The organism is Nocardioides sp. (genome assembly GCF_041913365.1).
In the GTDB taxonomy this organism is placed as follows: Bacteria; Actinomycetota; Actinomycetes; order Propionibacteriales; family Nocardioidaceae; genus Nocardioides.
On the sequence record NZ_JAYSFM010000002.1, the window covers coordinates 496,518 to 513,965 of the forward strand.

Below are 17,448 nucleotides of genomic sequence, written 5' to 3' on the forward strand. Positions count from 1 at the left end.
CTCAGCTCAGGTGCCGGACCACCAGGATCGCCAGGTCGTCGACCAGCTCCTCGCCGTGGAAGGCGCGCACGGCGTCGAGCACCGCCCCGGCCAGGCCGTCGGCGGGCAGGTCGCGGTGGGCGCGCAGCAGCTCGGCGACCCGCTCGGAGCCGAACTGGTCCCTCCCCCGTCGCGCCTCCAGCAGCCCGTCGGTGAAGACGCACAGCACCTCGCCGGGAGCGAGGTCGACGTCGGCGTCGTGCAGCTCGGGGTCGTCGAACAGGGCCAGGGCGGTGCCCAGGTCGCCCACCTCGTCGACCTTCCCGTTGGCCCGCAGGACCAAGGGCCAGTGGTGGCCGGCGAGGGACAGGGTGAGGCGCACCGGCGTCCCGGGTGCGTCGCCGGCACGAGGCGGCCGGAGGTGACCGTGCACGAGGGTGCAGTGCCGCTCGGACTCGGTCTGCGCCTGGAGCACGGCGTTGACCTCACGCAGCGTGGCCGCGGGCGAGTTCCGCGAGTCGGCGAGGGCGCGCAGGGTGTAGCGGGCGGCCGCACTGACGGCCGCGGCCTCGGCACCCTTGCCGCTGACGTCCCCGAGCACGAACGCCCACGTGTCGTCGTCCAGGGGGAAGACGTCGAGGAAGTCGCCGCCGATCTCGCCGCCGTCGCCCGCCGGGACGTACCTGCTGGCGACCTCGCAGCCGCGCACGGCAGGCAGCCTTGTCGGCACCATGCTGGCCTGGAGGGTGGCGGCGACACGGGAGCGGTCGTCGAGGACCTCCTGCAGGCGCTGCTGGTCGCGGACGCGCTGGGTGATCTCGCGGAGCACCACGAGCTCGCCGGCGGTGCGGCCGGAGACGTCCTTGAGCGGCTGCTGGCTGACGTCGAACGTGCGCCGGTCGCCGGCCGCAGGGTCGCCGAGCACCAGCCCGCTGGGGCCGACCTCCGCGATCCCCGAGAGCTCGACCAGGTCACGCAGCCGCCGGCCGACGAGCTCGCCCCGGCTGCGGTCCGCGAGCGCGACGGCGGCCGGGTTGACGTCGACGATCCGCCCGAAGGCGTCGAGGACGAACAGCGCGTCGGCCATGCTCTCGACCACGGCGCTGCGGGCCAGCGGGGCGAGGTCGACCAGGCGCTCCTCGAACAGGCCCCACACCAGCAGCCCACCGGTCAGGATGAAGGCGAACGGGGTCAGGTCGATCCGGGCGAACCAGCCGACCTCGAGGTTGTGCAGGACGTTCGCCGCCCACGGCAGCAGGGCCGAGGCCAGCAGCACCAGCGCCATCCGGCGGTAGGTCCGCGCCAGCCGCACCATGCTCGCGAGGAACAGCACGGTCGCGCCCACGAGCAGCAGGTTGTTGTAGCCGAAGATCACCCAGAACGCCGGTCCGGTCGCGACGATCGGCAGCTCCTCGGCGTGGGCCGTCGCCGGGTAGTAGCGCACCAGGTCGTGCGTGGCCGGCACCGCCAGCAGGGCGAGGGCGGCGACGGGCGGGATCGTCAGCAACGCCACCAGGCGCCCGGTGACCAGCTGGCCTCGCCCGGTGTACTGCAGCACGAAGACCAGCCAGGCGGGCGCGAGCGTGACCACGCCGGCGTACTTCAGGTCGCCCCACGTGCTCTTGACCGCGATCTCGTCGACGGACAGCTCCACGGCGTACGCCGTGCCCCACCACGCCACGGCGACGAGCATCACCGCCAGGCTCCAGCCCATGCGGGTGCCCCGGTGCCAGGCGACGTACGCCGCCAGCGCCGCCAGGACGAGTCCGGCGCCGGCCATGAGGGTGGCGAGCAGGGTCAGCACCCGGTTCCCTCCGAGGTCGTGCTCCTCCCACGCGAGTCGCGTGGCCCGAAGCTCTACGCTAACCGGCCCGCCCCACCGCGTCCGGCGTTCCGCCCACAATCAGGCGGCCTGAGTCCGCAGTCCCGGTCCGGCCCGGGACCGTCGGGACACCGGGACCACGACGCCGGGCACCCGAGACTGCGCACCCGGACCGTGCCGGAGGTTCCCACCGCGCCCGAGACCCCGGCCCCGCGCCCCCGGACGTGTCCCGAGACGACTGTCGATCCAGGAGGCGGGACGCTCCCGCCGAACGGGATCGGTGGTCGAGATGCGAACCTCACTCCTGACGGGTTCAGTGGTCCTGGGCGTGGCGGCAGCGCTGGCCGTCCCGGTGGTCGGGGCAGCCGTCGGCGGCGCCCCGGCAAGCTCGCCGGCGAGCTCCCCGGCCGTGGCCGGCGACACCGTCCGCCTCACGGCCGCTGCGGCCCCCGCCGCCTCGGCGGCCCCGGTCTCCGACGTCATCTTCAACGACCCGACGGGCGACGTGGCCGCACAGAACCGCATCGCCGACCACATCCGGCGGGCGATCGACGCCACGCCCCGGGGCGGCACGATCCGGATGGCGGCCTACAGCTTCGACCGCCGCGACATCGCCGACGCCCTCCTGCGGGCGTGCACGGGTCGACAGGTCACCGTGCAGGTCGTGCTCAACGACAACTTCGTCTCCCCCTCGACCCGCCGCCTCCAACGCCTGGTCGGCCACGACACCTGCGGCAGCACGAGCGAGCCGAGTTTCGTCACGATCTGCCACGCGAGCTGCCGGCTCGGCGACCGCGGCAACCAGCACATGAAGTTCTACCTGTTCTCCGCGACCGCGGACGAGCCGCACGTCGTGATGCTGGGCTCGGCCAACCTGACCGGCTTCGCCGCCGGCGTGCACTGGAACGACCTGGTCACCTTCACCGGGAGCCAGGAGCTCTACGACGACTACAGCGAGGTCTTCGCCCAGCTCGCCGCCGACCGACTGGTCGAGGCCCCGGCCGTCGACCTGACCCACGGCGACGTGCGGACGACCGTCGCCGCCGGGCGGCCGACGACCCCCGACGACGACGCCGTCGCGCGGCGACTGGCCGGCATCGGCTGCGACGCCCTGCCCGGCACCGGGGTCGGGGGCCGCACGGTGGTCCGGGTCAGCATGTACGGCTGGCAGGGTGCGCGCGGCCTGGACCTGGCCGAGCGTGTGGTGGACCTGCACCGGCAGGGGTGCCGCATCCAGGCCCTGGTGAGCGCAGCCGGGCCGGACGTCGTCGCGACGCTCCTGGAGGCCGATGTCCGGGTCCGGAGCGCCTCGCTCGACGTGGACGGCAACCCGGCGACCGGGTTCGAGGACTCCGGCTGGGAGCACTTCGTCCACGAGAAGTGGATGTCGGTCGACGGGACCTGGGACGGCTCCGCCACCCGGGCCGTGTGGACCGGCTCCGAGAACTGGTCCGACGTGTCGCTGCTCAACGACGAGCTGGTCGTGATGGTCCCGCGGGGCGAGGTCCACGACGCCTACGCCGCGCACTTCGCCGACGTCTGGGCCGACCACTCGAAGGCGTTCGAGACCGCCGAGGGTCAGGCCCGGTGAGGACGGTTCGTGGGTCCGCCCCGACGAGGATCGACGACGATCAGTCGTCCTCCCAGTAGGGACCCTTGCGGTAGTGGTCGGGCTCGACCGTGGTCACCTTGCGGCGCACGGTGCGCCACACCTTGCGGGTGGTGCCGTCGGGACCCTTCACCCAGCGGGCGACGCGGAAGTTGGCGTACGTCGTGGTGTAGGCGTTGCGGGAGTTGCGCGGCGAGTTCCACTGGTAGTTGAAGTTCTTGAGGTACTTCTTCGCGACCCGCTCGCCCCGGACGGTGAACCAGACCTCGTCGTTGGCGGTGCTGAGGCTCGACCAGTTCACCGAGCCGGTGAGCACCATGCTCGTGTCGGGGACGCCGTTGTAGGTGCCCTGGATGACGAGGTACTTCTGGTGCGTGTAGTAGTCGAGGATCAGGTCGTCGATGCCGTCGTTGTTGAGGTCGAAGTTGTCGTCGGTGTTGTAGTCCAGCCCGGTCGAGCGCAGCGGGATCCGGCCGCGCCTGGTGGGGGCGCCGAGGATCCCCTTGGTGTGGAAGCCGATCAGGCCGTAGCTGACCCGGAAGTCGCAGCCCTCGGCGTACTTCCTGCGGATCGCGGCCGCCAGGTAGTCACCGCGGGCGCCGCGCATGGTGTGCATCGACAGCGCCAGCTTGGTCCGCGTCTGACCGCCGTTGCCGTTCGGCGTCAGGCACTGGACCTTGTTGAGCAGGTCGATCACCAGGTCGTTCTTGGGCCCGGAGTTCTTCGGGAAGACCCAAGCCGTGCTCTTGTCGACCGAGTCGTCGCACACGATCCCGACGGTCGGCGTCCCGCAGAAGTTCATCGTCGGCTGCCGCGTGGAGTAGTCCTTCTTCATGTCGTTGAAGAGCGCCACGAACTGGCGGAAGAGGGGGTGGTTGCCGTCGCTGAAGTAGAGGTCGTTCCACTGGTGGCGGTCGGCGTTGAGCGTCATGTTGGCCGAGCCGACGGCGATGACGTCCTCGGTCTTGCCGGCCTGGGAGAAGAGGTAGAACTTCGTGTGCAGGTTGTTGAACTCGTTCTGCGCACCGCGGCAGCTGGCCCGGCACTTGTAGATGAAGCTGTCCTTGCGCCGGTTCTTGCCGATCTCGGCGCGGATCACCTTCATCGCGCGGTTCTCCCAGTGGTCGTTCAGGAGCATCTGCACCTTCACGCCGCGACGGTGGGCGGCGACCAGCGCCTTCGCCACCGGCATCCGGTCGAGGGAGTAGATCGCGATGCGGATCGTGGAGCCCTTGGGCGTGTGGCGGATCGTGTCGACCACGCGCCTCTCGATGTTGAACCAGCCCTTCTTCAGGTGCGGGTCGTTGAAGAAGGGTCCGCTGGGCGCCGTCCACTTCTTGGGCTTGGGCTTGCCCGGCTTGGCGGACACGGTGTTCGCGGCGCCCTCCTGCGCACCCGGCGATCCGTCCGTCCTCGCGGCCCCGGGAGCCGCGGCCCCCATCGACGCGACCAGCACGAGACAGAGGCTCCCCACGAGCCTCGAGAACTTCGACACGACCAGACCCCCACATCAGCGAATTTCGCAGAGTCAGCATAAGCAGCAATCCCATGCGTCACTACAGACGCGCCTGGGTCCACTTCGGTTGTGATCCAATGGGCGACCTGTCCGGTTCCGCTTGACTCGTTCGAACACGTGTTCGATCATGGGCACATGTCCTCCGCCCGCTCGATCACCGCGCTCGATCCTGCGCGGTCGGTGGTGGAGCAGCTGCGCGAGCGGGTCGCCGCCATGGAGCACAAGCCCGCCGGTGAGCCCGTGCCCACGCTGCCCGGGCTGGCCGACCTGGTGCCCCTGCACGCCGGAGGGACGTACGCCGTGGACTCGGCCGCGCTGGGCCTCGCGCTGGCCGCCGGGGCCTCGCGGGCCGGTGAGTGGGTCGGCTTCGCGGGGTGGGCCGACTTCGGCGCCGAGGCCGCGGCCGAGCTGGGCATCGAGCTGTCCCGCACGGTGCTCGTGCCCGACCCGGGCGAGCACTGGCTGGAGGTGACCGCCGCCCTCGTCGACGTGCTCCGGGTGGTCGTGCTGCGCCCGCCTGCCTCGGTCAGCGAGCGCACGGCGGGCATCCTCGACTCGCGGTTGCGCACGCGCTCGGCCGTGCTGGTCGTGCACGGCGACTGGCCGCGGGTCGAGGCCCGGCTGAGCATCGAGGAGTCCGCCTGGGCGGGCCCGGCGTCGGGCACCGGACAGCTCACCGAGCGCCGCGCCCGCATCGCCGTACGCCGTGGTGCCCGGCCGCCGCAGCGTGCCGACCTGGCTTGGCCCGGGGTCCACCGGGTGGACACCCGCACCGACCGGGAGGTGCGCGAGATCCGGCGGGCCGCCGACGACCGGGCGGGATGAGCCGGTCATGCGCGTGATGGTGGTGTGGTGCCCCGATTGGTCGGTGGTCGCCGCGCTCGACGAGGCCGAGCGGTCGCGCCGCTCCCCCGCCGCCGTCCTGTCCGCCAACGTCGTCGAGGTGTGCAACGGCCCGGCCCGGGCCGAGGGCGTGCACCGGGGCCAGCGGCGCCGCGACGCGCAGTCCCGGTGCCCCGAGCTGCTCCTGCTCCCGGCCAACCCCGACCGCGACGCCCGCGCCTTCGAGCCGGTGCTGTCGATCATCGAGGACCTGCGCCCGGGGGTGGCCGCGCTGCGCCCCGGCCTGCTCGCCGTCCGCGCCCCGGGCAGCTGGTACGGCACCGAGGCCGACGCCGCGGCGACCGCGTGCCAGGCGCTCGTCGAGGGCGACGTTTGGGACGTCCGGATCGGCATCGCCGACGACCTCTTCACCGCCGAGCAGGCCGCCCGGACCGCGGAGGTGCAGTCGTGGGTGGTCGTCCCCGAGGGCGGGTCGGCGGCCTTCCTGCGCGGCCTGCCCGTGCACGTGCTCCAGGACGACGGGCCGCGTGGGCGTGAGCTGGTCAGCCTGCTGCAGCGACTCGGCCTCCGCACGCTCGGCGACCTCGCCGACCTCCCGGCCGACGCCGTCGAGCACCGGCTCGGCGCCCACGGTGCGGCCGTCCGTCGGCGTGCCCGCGGCGAGGACCGGGCGCTCTTCGCCGCCCGGACGCCGCCGCCCGACCTCGAGGCCGAGGTCCCGTTCGAGCCGCCGCTGGACTCGGTGGAGGCGATCACCTTCAGCGTGCGCACCACTGCCGAGGGGTTCGTCTCCCAGCTGGCCCACCACCAGCTGGTGGCCACGGGCGTTCGCATCGAGGCCGAGTCCGAGGGCGTCGTCTGCTCCGCGCGCACCTGGCTGCACCCGCGCCACTTCACCGCGCGCGACCTCGTCGACCGGGTGCACTGGCAGCTCCAGTCCGCCGGGTCCACGAGCGGGGTGGGCAGCTCGCTGCGGGCGCGCAAGCAGTCGGGTGAGGTGCGCGCGCCGATCGAGCGGATCAGGTTCCGGCCCGAGGTGGTCGAGCCGGCGGCGGCCCACGGCGCGGCCCTGTGGGGCACCGCGTCCGACGACCTCGTCGAACGCGGGGTCGCCCGCGTGCAGGGCATGGTCGGCTTCGACGCCGTACGCCGCCCGGTGCTGCAGGGCGGTCGCAGCCCGGCCGCCCGGCAGTCCCTCGTGCCGTGGGGGGAGCGCGCGGTCGACCTGCGCCCGCTCGACCGGCCGTGGCCGGGCAAGGTGCCGGGGCCGGCGCCCGTGCGGGTCTTCGCGACCCCGCCGGCCGCCGAGGTCGTGGACGACGCCGGCCGGGAGGTGCGCGTTACCGACCGCGGGGTCGTCACGGGTGAGCCGCGCCGCTTCCGGGTCGGCGGTGGCGTGCTCCCCTGGCAGCCCGTGACGGCCTGGGCAGGCCCCTGGCCCACCGACGAGGCCTGGTGGTCCGGCGGGTCCGGGCCGTCCGCCCGCTTCCAGGTCGTCGGTGCCGACGGCCGCGCCTGGCTGCTGCTCCGCGCGCCGGAGGGCTGGTCGCTGGAGGCCGGCTATGACTGAGGGTCTCGATACGCCTCGCTCGTTCCTCGCTCGGCTACTCGACCACCTGGGAAGGGAAGGTGGTCGAGTAGCACGCGAGCGCCAGCGAGCGGCGTATCGAGACCCCCTCACTGCCGCGGGTCCCGAAACGCCTCGCTCGTTCCTCGCTCGGCTACTCGACCACCTATGGGGCGGAGGTGCCATCTAAATGGGTTGGAACAACCCCGCCATGCACTGGAAGGAGCTCGAGCGCCGGCTCAGCGGCCTCCCCGGTGCCGACGACGCGCCGGTGTCGCGGCGCAAGCACGCCTCGACCGAGGCCCGGACGATCGAGCGTCCGGCGACCGTCACCCCCTACGCCGAGCTGCACTGCCACAGCCACTTCAGCTTCCTCGACGGTGCGAGCTCGCCGGCAGAGCTGGTCGAGGAGGCCGTGCGCCTGGGCCTGCACGCGCTTGCGGTCACCGACCACGACGGCTTCTACGGTGCCCCGATGCTGGCCGAGGCCGCGGCGGCGTACGACCTGCCCACCGTCTTCGGCGCCGAGCTGTCCCTCGGGCTCAGCGGCCCGCAGAACGGTGTGCCGGACCCCGAGGGCAGCCACCTGCTGGTGCTGGCCCGCGGGGTCGAGGGCTACCACCGGCTCGCCGCGGCGATGACCGACGCGCACCTGCGCGGCGACGAGAAGGGGCGACCGGTCTACGACCTCGACGAGCTCGGCGAGCAGGGTCGCGGGCACTGGGCGGTGCTGACTGGCTGTCGCAAGGGCACGGTCCGCCAGGCGCTGGCCCAGGGCGGCGAGCCCGCCGCCGCCGAGGCCCTCGACCGGCTGACCTCCCTCTTCGGGCTCGAGGACGTCCTCGTCGAGCTGTCGCCGCGCCCGGGTGCCGACACCACCAACGCCACGCTCGCCCGGCTGGCCGACGTCCACGGCCTCGACCTCGTCGCCGCCGGCAACGTCCACCACGCCACCCCGCAGCGCCACCGCCTGGCCTCCGCGATGGCGGCGGTGCGCGCGCGGCGCAGCCTGACCGAGCTCGACGGCTGGCTCGACCTGTCGGGCTCGGCCCACCTGCGCAGCGGTGCGGAGACGGCGGCCGCGCTCGCGGCGTACCCGGGAGCCGTGCAGCGCAGCGTCACGCTCGCCGACGAGTTGGCCTTCGACCTCAGGAAGGCGTCCCCGGCGCTCCCGAAGCGGCAGATCCCCGAGGGGCACACGGCTGACTCGTGGCTGCGGGTGCTGGCCGAGCGCGGCTTCGCCGAGCGGTACGCCGGCGTGCCCCACGAGGCCGAGGCCCGCGAGCGCCTCGAGCACGAGCTGCGGGTCATCTCCGAGAAGGACTTCGCCGGCTACTTCGTCATCGTCCACGACATCGTCGCCTTCGCCCGCGAGCGCAGGATCCTGTGCCAGGGCCGGGGCTCCGCGGCGAGCTCGGCCGTCTGCTACGCCCTCGGCATCACCGCCGTCGACGCCGTCTTCTACAAGCTGCCCTTCGAGCGCTTCATCTCCGCGCACCGCGACGAGGAGCCCGACATCGACGTCGACTTCGACTCCGACCGCCGCGAGGAGGTGATCCAGTGGGTCTACGACACCTACGGCCGCCGCAACGCCGCCCAGGTGGCCAACGTGATCGGCTACCGCCCGCGGATGGCGGTGCGCGACGCGGCCAAGGCGCTCGGCTTCTCCCCCGGGCAGCAGGACGCCTGGTCCAAGCAGATCGACGGCTGGAAGGCGGTCGTGGCCGGCGACCAGGGCGACCCCGACGCGCACGACGTGCCGCCGCAGGTGGTGGCGCTCGCCGAGGAGATGCTGGGCGCACCCCGCCACCTCGGCATCCACTCCGGCGGCATGGTGCTGACCGAGCGGCCGATCGGCGAGGTGTGCCCGATCGAGCGGGCGCGGATGGACAGACGGACCGTGCTGCAGTGGGACAAGGACGCCTGCGAGTCGATGGGGCTGGTGAAGTTCGACCTGCTCGGCCTCGGCATGCTCGGCGCCCTCGACCACATGATGCGGCTCGTCGCCGAGCACCTCGGCGAGGAGTGGGACCTCGCGTCGATGCCCAAGGAGGAGCCGGCGGTCTACGACATGCTCTGCCGCGCCGACTCGATCGGCGTCTTCCAGGTCGAGAGCCGGGCGCAGATCGGCACGCTGCCGCGGCTGCGGCCGCGGGAGTTCTACGACCTCGCCATCGAGATCGCGCTGATCCGGCCCGGCCCGATCCAGGGCGGCGCCGTGCACCCCTACGTCCGCCGCGCCACCGGGCAGGAGCCGGTGGCCTACGACCACCCCGAGCTCATCCCCGTGCTCGAGCGCACCAAGGGGGTCCCGCTCTTCCAGGAGCAGCTGATGGCGATGGCCGTCACGCTCGGCGACTGCAGCCGCGACGACGCCGACCTGCTGCGCCGGGCGATGGGCTCCAAGCGCGGCGTCGAGCGCATCGAGTCGGTCAAGCAGAAGCTCTACGCCGGCATGGCGAAGCGCGGCATCACCGGCGACCTCGCCGACTCGATCTACGTCAAGATCCTGTCCTTCGCCAACTTCGGCTTCGCCGAGTCGCACGCGCTGTCCTTCGCGCTGCTGGTCTACGCCTCGTCCTGGTTCAAGCTGCACTACCCCGCGGCGTTCCTGGCCGGGCTGCTGCGCAACCAGCCGATGGGGTTCTACTCGCCGCAGTCGCTGGTCGGCGACGCGCGCCGCCACGGCGTCGACGTACGCCGTCCCGACGTGACGCTCTCCTCGGCCCAGGCCGACCTCGAGGCTGCGGGCCCGGACCCGGTCGCCGCCACCGGGCTCGAGGAGTGCTGCCGACCGCGGTTCGAGCGGGTCGAGTGGGTGCCGGGCACCCCGGACCCGGTGCCCACCCACCGCCGTGACGGCGCGCTCGCCGTACGCCTCGGCCTCGACTCGGTGCGCGGCATCGGGCTCGACGTGGCACGCCGGATCGTGGCGGCCCGTGACGAGGCGCCGTTCACCGGCGTCACCGACCTGTCGCGTCGCGCCGACCTGACCTCCACCCAGCTCGAGGCGCTGGCCACGGCGGGCGCCTTCGACGCCTGGGGCATGGGGCGCCGGGAGGCGCTGTGGGCGGCCGGGTTCGCGGAGGGCGCCGGGCACCTCGCTGGCACGACGCCTGCTCCCGCCGCGCCGACGCTCCCCGGGATGAGCGAGCCGGAGATCACCCTGGCCGACCTGTGGGCCACCGGCATCTCGCCCGAGCGGCATCCCGTGGAGCACCTGCGCGACGACCTGCGCCGGGCGGGCGTGCGGTCCGTCGCCGACCTCGCCACCACCGAGCCGGGTCGCCGCGTCCACGTGGGAGGGCTGGTCACCCACCGTCAGCGGCCGGGCACCGCGATGGGCGTCACCTTCCTCAATCTCGAGGACGAGACCGGCATGCTCAACGTCGTCTGCTCGATCGGCGTGATGAAGGCCCACCGGCAGGCGGCCCGCAACCGCGTCGCAGTGGTGATCCGCGGCCGGCTCGAGCGCAACGAGGGCGTCACCAACCTCATCGCCGACCGGGTGGAGCCGATCGACGTCGTCGTGCCCGGCGCCGGGGCCGTGCTCCAGGCGCGGGCGTCGTCGCGCGACTTCCGGTGAGCCGGCGCCCCGTGCCGGTGGCCTGCGCGCAGGGGTGGAGTGGGTGCGGCGGCGGGGCCATATGCTCGACGGGTCGTCCGACGACGAGAGGGGCACGGTGAGCGTCAACTCCAGCACTCCTGCCGGTGCCGGCGCGAGCGCACGCACCGCGTCGGACTTCTGCTACTCGGTCGTCATCCCCGTCTACAACAGCCAGGACGTGGTCGGGGCCACCGTGGACCGCGTGCTCGAGGTGTTCGAGGGAGCCGGTCTCCGGCACCAGGTGGTCCTCGTCAACGACGGCAGCCGCGACGGCAGCTGGGACGTGATCGCCGAGCGGGCCCGCCGTTCGCCCCACGTGGTCGCGCTCGACCTGCTCCGCAACTACGGGCAGCACCACGCCAACCTCGCAGGCATGCGTGAGGCGACGGGCGACTACGTGATCACGCTCGACGACGACCTGCAGAACCCGCCCGACCAGGCGCTCCTGCTGATCGACAAGGCCATGGAGGGCCACGACGTGGTCTTCGGCCGCTTCGAGCGCAAGCAGGCCAGGGGCTACCGGCGCCTGGGCAGCCGCGTGATCAGCGCGATCAACCGGCGGGTCTTCCACCAGCCGCCCGGTCTCGCCGTCTCCAACTACCGGATCCTGCGACGCGACGTGGTCGAGCGGATCTGCGCGTCGCGCACGGCACACCCCTACATCACCGGCCAGGCCCTGATGTTCTCCAGCGACCCGGCCGACGTGCTGGTCAGGCACGACGCCCGCGCCGTCGGCGAGAGCCACTACAGCCTGCGCCGCATCGTGTCGCTGGTGCTGACCATCCTGTTCAGCTACTCGGTGTTCCCGCTCCGGGCGGCGGCCGGGCTCGGCTTCGCCGTGGCCGCCGGCAGCTTCCTGCTCGGCCTGTTCTACCTCGTGCGGTCCGTCTTCGTGGACACCCAGGTCCCCGGCTGGACGACCATCGCCGTGCTCCTCGCCCTCATGAACGGCTTCGTGATCATGCTGCTCTCCATGCTCGGGGAGTACGTCGTGCGCACCCTCGACGCGGTCAGCGCGCCGACCAGCTACCACGTCGCCCGCAGGGTCACCTCGTGACGCGGTGCACGCACCGCCACCTGCTGGTCGTGGGCGCGCAGCGGTGCGGGACGACGTACCTCGCGACGGCGCTGGACGGCCACCCCGACGTCGCGATGGCACGTCCGTCCCGGCCGGAGCCCAAGGTCTTCAACGACGCGGCCCTCGCCGCCCGGGGCCTCGAGCACTACCACCGCACCTGGTTCTCCCACGCCGGCGACAGCGTGCTCCTCACCGACAAGAGCACCAGCTACCTCGAGGACCCGGTGGCACCGCGACGGGCCGCCGACATGCTGGGTGAGGTCGACGTCGTGGTGCTGCTGCGCGACCCGGTGCGCCGGGCGGTGTCGCACTGGCGCTTCAGCACCGACCACGGTCTGGAGACCCGCCCCCTCGAGCAGGCCCTGCTCGCCGACCTCGAGGAGCGGGAGCGCCCGTGGGACCCCGCGACGTCGTCGGTGTCGCCCTTCACCTACGTCAGGCGGGGACGCTACGCCGACCAGCTGGGGCCGTGGACCTCGACGTTCCCCGACACCGTCCGGGTGCTGTTCCTCGAGGAGCTGCTCGCCGACCCCGGCGCGCTCCCCCGCCTGGTGGCCGACCTAGGCCTCGACCCGGGTCGTACGCCGTCACCGGCCACGCGCCCGGTCAACGCAAGCGGTGGCGACCCACCCGTATTGAGCGCGTCTCTCCGGGGAACCCTCCAGGAGGGCTTCCGCGAGAGCAACGAACGACTGGCGGACATGCTCGGCAGGTCGCTGCCGTGGTGAACGACGACGGGAAGGAGCCCACTGTGGGCGAGGCACCGGAGATCGCCTTCAACCGCCCGGCCGTGGAGGGCCGTGAGCTCGACTACGTCCAGCAGGCGGTGAACGGCGGGCACCTCTCCTCGGGCGGTGAGTTCGCGAAGCAGGCCGCCGCGGTCCTGAGCGCCCACACGGGCTCGGCGGAGGCGCTGATGACGACCTCGTGCACCGCCGCCCTCGAGCTGTCGGCGATGCTGATGGACCTCCAGGAGGGCGACACCGTCATCGTGCCGTCGTTCACCTTCACCAGCACCGGACTGGCGTTCGCGCGACAGGGCGCCGGCCTGGTGTTCTGCGACATCGAGCCGACCACGCTCGGCATCGACCCCGAGCACCTCGCGAGCCTGCTCGACGAGCACGTGCGCGCCGTCGTGGTGGTCCACTACGCAGGCGTCGCGTGCGCCGTCGAGGAGATCCGGGCCGTCCTCGCCGACTGGCCCGACGTGGTGCTCGTCGAGGACAACGCCCACGGGCTCTTCGGCAGCTGGCGGGACGAGCCGCTGGGCAGCCTGGGCCGCTTCGCGACGCTGAGCTTCCACGAGACGAAGAACTTCGTGTGCGGCGAGGGCGGCGCGCTGCTGCTCAACGACCCCGACGACGTCGACCGTGCCCGGGTCCTCTACGACAAGGGCACCAACCGGCACGCCTTCATGCTCGGCCAGGTCGACAAGTACACGTGGAAGGACACCGGCTCGTCCTTCGGGCTCTCCGAGATGCTGGCGGCCTACCTCCTCGGGCAGCTGGAGGTGCGCACCGCCATCCAGGCCAAGCGCGCCCGCGTCCACGAGCACTACGCGGCGGCGCTGGCGCCGCACGCCGAGGAGCTGGACTTCGAGCCGATGCGGGTCCCGGCCGACCGGAGCCCGGCCCACCACATGTACTACGTCCTGCTCCCCCACCGCGACCGGCGCAACGACCTGCTCGAGCTCATGCTCAAGTCCGGGGTCCAGGCCACCTTCCACTACCAGCCGCTGCACACCTCGGACGCGGGTCGCGCGTTCTCGGTGCGGGACACGGAGTGCCCGGTCTCGCAGGACATCAGCGACCGCCTGCTGCGGCTGCCGTTCCACAACAACCTCTCCGAGTCCGAGCTCGACCGGGTCGTGAGCGTCTTCCTCGAGGCGGCGACCGCGACGCTGCCCGACCGGTGAGCCGCCTGCCTGACGGCCAGCCCGGCTCGTCCTCGCTGCGCCGGGAGGGCTACTGGTGGCACCGGGCCCGGACCGACCTGCTGGGCGCCGTGATGGGGCCGCACCTGGCGACGCCGCGCCGCACCCTCGACGTGGGCAGCGCCGACGCCCCCAGCGTGGGCTGGCTGCGCGGGGCGCACCAGCACGTCAGCCTCGACCTCTTCCCGGCCGGGCTGGTCCCGGGCCAGGGCGTCGTCGGATCTGCGACGGACCTCCCCTTCGCCGACGGGACCTTCGACGTGGTCTCGGCCTTCGACGTCGTGGAGCACTGCGCGGACGACGCCCGAGCGGTCGCCGAGCTGGTCCGCGTCCTCGCCCCGGGCGGTCGGATGCTCCTCTCGGTCCCCGCCTACTCGTGGGCGTGGTCCGACCACGACGTGCAGGCCGGGCACCACCGCCGCTACACGCGGCCCCAGCTGGTGGGGCTCGTCGAGTCGGCCGGGATGCGCGTGCTGCGGGCGACGTACGCCTTCACAGGGGTGTTCCCGCTGTTCGTCGCCGAGCGGGCGGGCCGTCGCGTACGCCGCGCTCCCGCCGGCGACTCCCGCCTGCCCGAGGTGCCACCCGCGGTCGAGCGGGTGCTGACCGCGACGTGCCGCGCGGAGGCCCGGGTACTGCGCCGCGCGGACCTCCCGTTCGGTTCGTCGGTGTTCCTCGCCGCGGTCAGGCCCGGACGCCCCGACCCGACCTGAGGACGACCCAGGCCGCGACGCCCAGGGCGACCGCGGCGGCCAGCTCGGCGACCACGAAGGCCGACGCGGCGCGGTCGGCGGGACCACGGTCCCCCAGCGCCACCACCGTCACGGCACCGGCCAGGAGTGCCGTCGCCCAAGCCGTCGCCACCCAGGCAGGGCGGTCGTGGACGAGCACGCCGACCATGAGCGCGACGTTGGTGAGGGCCAGGGTGCACCCGGCGGCCACCAGCGCGGCGGTGCCGGCGCCGAGGTCGACGGACCCGCCGAACACGACCCGGAGGACCGCGGGGCCGGCGAACGCCCCGAGAGCCGCACCCGTCGGGACGCCCACGGCGGTGAGCAGGGCCAGCCTCCGAGCCAGCACGCGCACCGCCCCGCCGTCACCCGCGGACACGAGCGCGCTGAGGTGCGCCGTGAGCTGCGGCAGCACCCCCAGGGCCACCTGGTAGGGGGCCCGGAAGACCGCGAGCGCGGCGAACACCGAGGTCACCTCGGCGCGCGCCCCGCCGAGCAGCGCGACGAGCACCGCACCTCCGGTCAGCACGACCTGGGCGGCGAGCTGGCCCGACGCGGCGCCACCGAGGAAGGCCAGCGGGCGGGCGCGGCCCGGGCCGGCGTCGGCGTACCGCCAGGCAGGTGGCCACACCGCGACGAGCGAGCCGGCGACGAGGCAGAGCCCGTGCGCCACCGGGTCGTGCACACCGGCCGCCAGGAGCACGCCGACGAGCACGCAGCGCAGGGCGTTCTCGGCGACCAGGGTGAGTGCCACGGCTCCCATGCGCCCGCGACCCGCCAGTCCCCCGCGGAGCACGCCGACGGCCGCTGCGCCGACGACCACCAGCGTGGTCAGCACCGGGAACCAGACGTCGTCGGTGCGGAACAGCCGCCCACGCACCGCCCACGACACCCCGCCGAGCGCGAGCGCGCCGGCCACGACGAGGGTCGCGACGCGACCAGCGGACCTGCGCACGTCGCCCTCGCGGCCGGAGACCACGGAGTGGGTGATCCAGTGCTGCAGCGGGAACGTGACGGCAGCACCCGCCAGCGCCCACACGGTCCAGAGCACGGTCACGGGTGCCGCCTCCGCCGCACCGAGCCCGCGCGTGACGAGGGCGAACAGCACGTAGGCGAGCAGCCCGCTCGCCACCGAGCCGACGGCGAGCAGGACCGGGCCGCGTGCCGCGCGCGTCATCCGGGCGGCGCCTCGGGCTCGGCCAGGGGGCTCGTCGGGTCGAAGCCCGCGGCGTCGCGCAACCGCTCGATCGTCCCGACACCCAGCGACGCGCGTGCGTACCAGTCCCACAGCGGTGCGCTGCCGACGTAGACGTAGTCCGGCCGGATCGAGGACCGCCACCGCTGCGACACCGTCTCGCCTACGGCCACGAGGTCGGGGCCGTCGTCGAGGAGGTCCCGCTCGAAGCCGGCACGGCCGCCCGGCCACGTGTCCTCGAGGTGGTCCTGCAGCCCGCTGCGGAACATCTGGTGGCGCGTGGGGTTGGTGCGGCCGGTCAGCACCAGGGGCTGCGGCGCCTCGAGGGAGGTGATCGTCGCGCCCTCGGGCAGCTGCGCGAGCACCGCCTCCGTCGCCTCCCGCTGCTGGTCCAGGGTGTCGTCGCGCGTCGTCAGGGAGTACGTCAGCGCCAGCGCGACCCCGGTCACGGCGAGCGCGGCACCGACCGTCGCCCGGAGGCGCGGCGCGACGGCGTGCGCAGCGACCGCGAACGCGGCCCCGAGCCCGACCGCCGCGAACGGCAGGACGGGGAACAGGTCGGGCCAGGCGTCGTACTCCTTGCGGATCCAGGCCAGGCTCGCCAGCAGGCCGACGAGGAGAGCGGGCAGCACGACGAGCCCCGGCTCCGCCCGCCTGGCCCGGCGGGACACCGCGGCCAGCGCGACGAGCGCGAGGGCGACGCAGCCGGCCAGCAGCAGCCACACGGTGACGCCGTACGCCTCCTGGAGGTCCAGCCACACCCGGTCGAGGTCGTCGGTGACGGGGTCGGGGACGGTGTAGGTGCGGTTGATCCAGTAGAAGCCGTCGAAGGCCGCCCGCAACGACCCGACCGCGGCGAACCAGGTGACGAGCACGGCCACGGGAAGGGCGCCTCCGATCACCACGCGGAGGAGGGCGCGCAGCCGGCCGTGGTGCGCCAGCAGGAGCGCGGCGACCACGACCGCCGGGAGGGTGGCGAACAGCGCGGTCTGGAGGCACAGCGTGGCGAGGCTGGTGAACACGCCCGCGGCGAGCCACCGGCGGTGCACCACGGCCCACAGCGCGAGGAGGATGAACAGCGTCATCGGGGTCTTCTCGCGCGGCCCGTTGGAGGCGTACTGGACGAAGCCGTGGAACGACAGCAGCGCGCCCGCGGTGACCAGGCCGACTGCCCGCGACCGGAACAGGTCCCGGCCGAGCAGGTAGGACACGCACACGGCCGCCGTTGCGAGCAGCATGAAGCAGACCCGCATGGTGACGACCTCGTCCAGCCCACCGACGCGCGCGATCAGCACGCCCACGCCCGGCAGGACGTGGGCCAGCGGCCCGGCCCGGTTGAGCACGCCGAGGTAGGGAGGCACACCGTCGGCGACCTGCTGCCCGGCGTAGGCGTAGATGCCCAGGTCGCGGGTCAGCGCCCCGTGGAACCCGTGGAGGGCGTACACGACCAGCGACACGACGGCCACGACCGGGACCAGCGGATCGACCGGCAGGGCCCGGATGCCCCGCGTCCTCGGCTCGGTCGACCGGTCCGGGGGTGAGGGCACGCCGCCACCCTACGGTCGACC

The 17,448-nt window shown here is 73.4% G+C and carries 12 protein-coding genes; 8 read left to right on the forward strand and 4 right to left on the reverse strand.

What is annotated here, in order from left to right:
- Position 1 precedes the first annotated feature (1 nt).
- Positions 2-1,783, reverse strand: a complete 1,782-nt coding sequence (locus ACE3QY_RS07330; protein WP_374455350.1) for a histidine kinase N-terminal 7TM domain-containing protein — start codon at positions 1,781-1,783, stop codon at positions 2-4.
- A 307-nt stretch (positions 1,784-2,090) separates the two neighbouring features.
- On the opposite strand from ACE3QY_RS07330, the gene ACE3QY_RS07335 reads away from it, so the two are divergent.
- Entirely contained in the window at positions 2,091-3,392 is a 1,302-nt protein-coding gene (locus ACE3QY_RS07335) for a phosphatidylserine/phosphatidylglycerophosphate/cardiolipin synthase family protein (protein ID WP_374455351.1), read from the forward strand.
- A gap of 40 nt (positions 3,393-3,432) precedes the next feature.
- Here the strand turns inward: ACE3QY_RS07335 and ACE3QY_RS07340 are convergent, their stop codons facing one another.
- The gene (locus tag ACE3QY_RS07340; protein ID WP_374455352.1) at positions 3,433-4,866 is read right to left on the reverse strand and encodes a phospholipase D-like domain-containing protein; all 1,434 of its coding nucleotides are present in this window, start codon (positions 4,864-4,866) and stop codon (positions 3,433-3,435) included.
- A gap of 195 nt (positions 4,867-5,061) precedes the next feature.
- On the opposite strand from ACE3QY_RS07340, the gene ACE3QY_RS07345 reads away from it, so the two are divergent.
- The 7 genes from ACE3QY_RS07345 (at position 5,062) to ACE3QY_RS07375 (ending at position 14,667) form a co-directional block, all read left to right on the forward strand.
- The gene (locus ACE3QY_RS07345) at positions 5,062-5,751 is read left to right on the forward strand and encodes a hypothetical protein (RefSeq protein WP_374455353.1); all 690 of its coding nucleotides are present in this window, start codon (positions 5,062-5,064) and stop codon (positions 5,749-5,751) included.
- 7 nt (positions 5,752-5,758) lie between these two features.
- Positions 5,759-7,339 carry a DNA polymerase Y family protein gene (locus ACE3QY_RS07350; RefSeq protein WP_374455354.1) on the forward strand — a complete coding sequence of 527 codons (1,581 nt, stop codon included), beginning with the start codon at positions 5,759-5,761 and terminating at the stop codon, positions 7,337-7,339.
- 187 nt (positions 7,340-7,526) lie between these two features.
- Entirely contained in the window at positions 7,527-10,922 is a 3,396-nt protein-coding gene (locus tag ACE3QY_RS07355; protein WP_374455355.1) for an error-prone DNA polymerase, read from the forward strand.
- A gap of 97 nt (positions 10,923-11,019) precedes the next feature.
- Positions 11,020-12,000: a glycosyltransferase gene (locus tag ACE3QY_RS07360; protein ID WP_374455356.1), complete on the forward strand. Its 981-nt coding sequence runs from the start codon at positions 11,020-11,022 to the stop codon at positions 11,998-12,000.
- On the forward strand, positions 11,997-12,749 hold the full coding sequence (locus tag ACE3QY_RS07365) for a sulfotransferase domain-containing protein (protein ID WP_374455357.1): 753 nt from the start codon (positions 11,997-11,999) through the stop codon (positions 12,747-12,749). Before ACE3QY_RS07360 ends, ACE3QY_RS07365 begins: the two co-directional genes overlap by 4 nt.
- 23 nt (positions 12,750-12,772) lie before the next feature.
- Positions 12,773-13,936, forward strand: coding sequence for a dTDP-4-amino-4,6-dideoxygalactose transaminase (rffA, locus tag ACE3QY_RS07370; protein ID WP_374455358.1), 1,164 nt, complete (start codon positions 12,773-12,775; stop codon positions 13,934-13,936).
- Entirely contained in the window at positions 13,933-14,667 is a 735-nt protein-coding gene (locus tag ACE3QY_RS07375) for a class I SAM-dependent methyltransferase (protein WP_374455359.1), read from the forward strand. Before rffA ends, ACE3QY_RS07375 begins: the two co-directional genes overlap by 4 nt.
- On the opposite strand, the gene ACE3QY_RS07380 is transcribed toward ACE3QY_RS07375, so the two are convergent.
- Both ACE3QY_RS07380 and ACE3QY_RS07385 read right to left on the reverse strand, forming a co-directional pair.
- A complete protein-coding gene (locus tag ACE3QY_RS07380; RefSeq protein WP_374455360.1) occupies positions 14,639-15,862 on the reverse strand; it encodes a hypothetical protein in 1,224 nt (407 codons plus the stop codon). The two genes, ACE3QY_RS07375 and ACE3QY_RS07380, sit on opposite strands and share 29 nt — an antisense overlap.
- Positions 15,859-17,427 carry a hypothetical protein gene (locus tag ACE3QY_RS07385; RefSeq protein WP_374455361.1) on the reverse strand — a complete coding sequence of 523 codons (1,569 nt, stop codon included), beginning with the start codon at positions 17,425-17,427 and terminating at the stop codon, positions 15,859-15,861. Before ACE3QY_RS07385 ends, ACE3QY_RS07380 begins: the two co-directional genes overlap by 4 nt.
- Positions 17,428-17,448 lie beyond the last annotated feature (21 nt).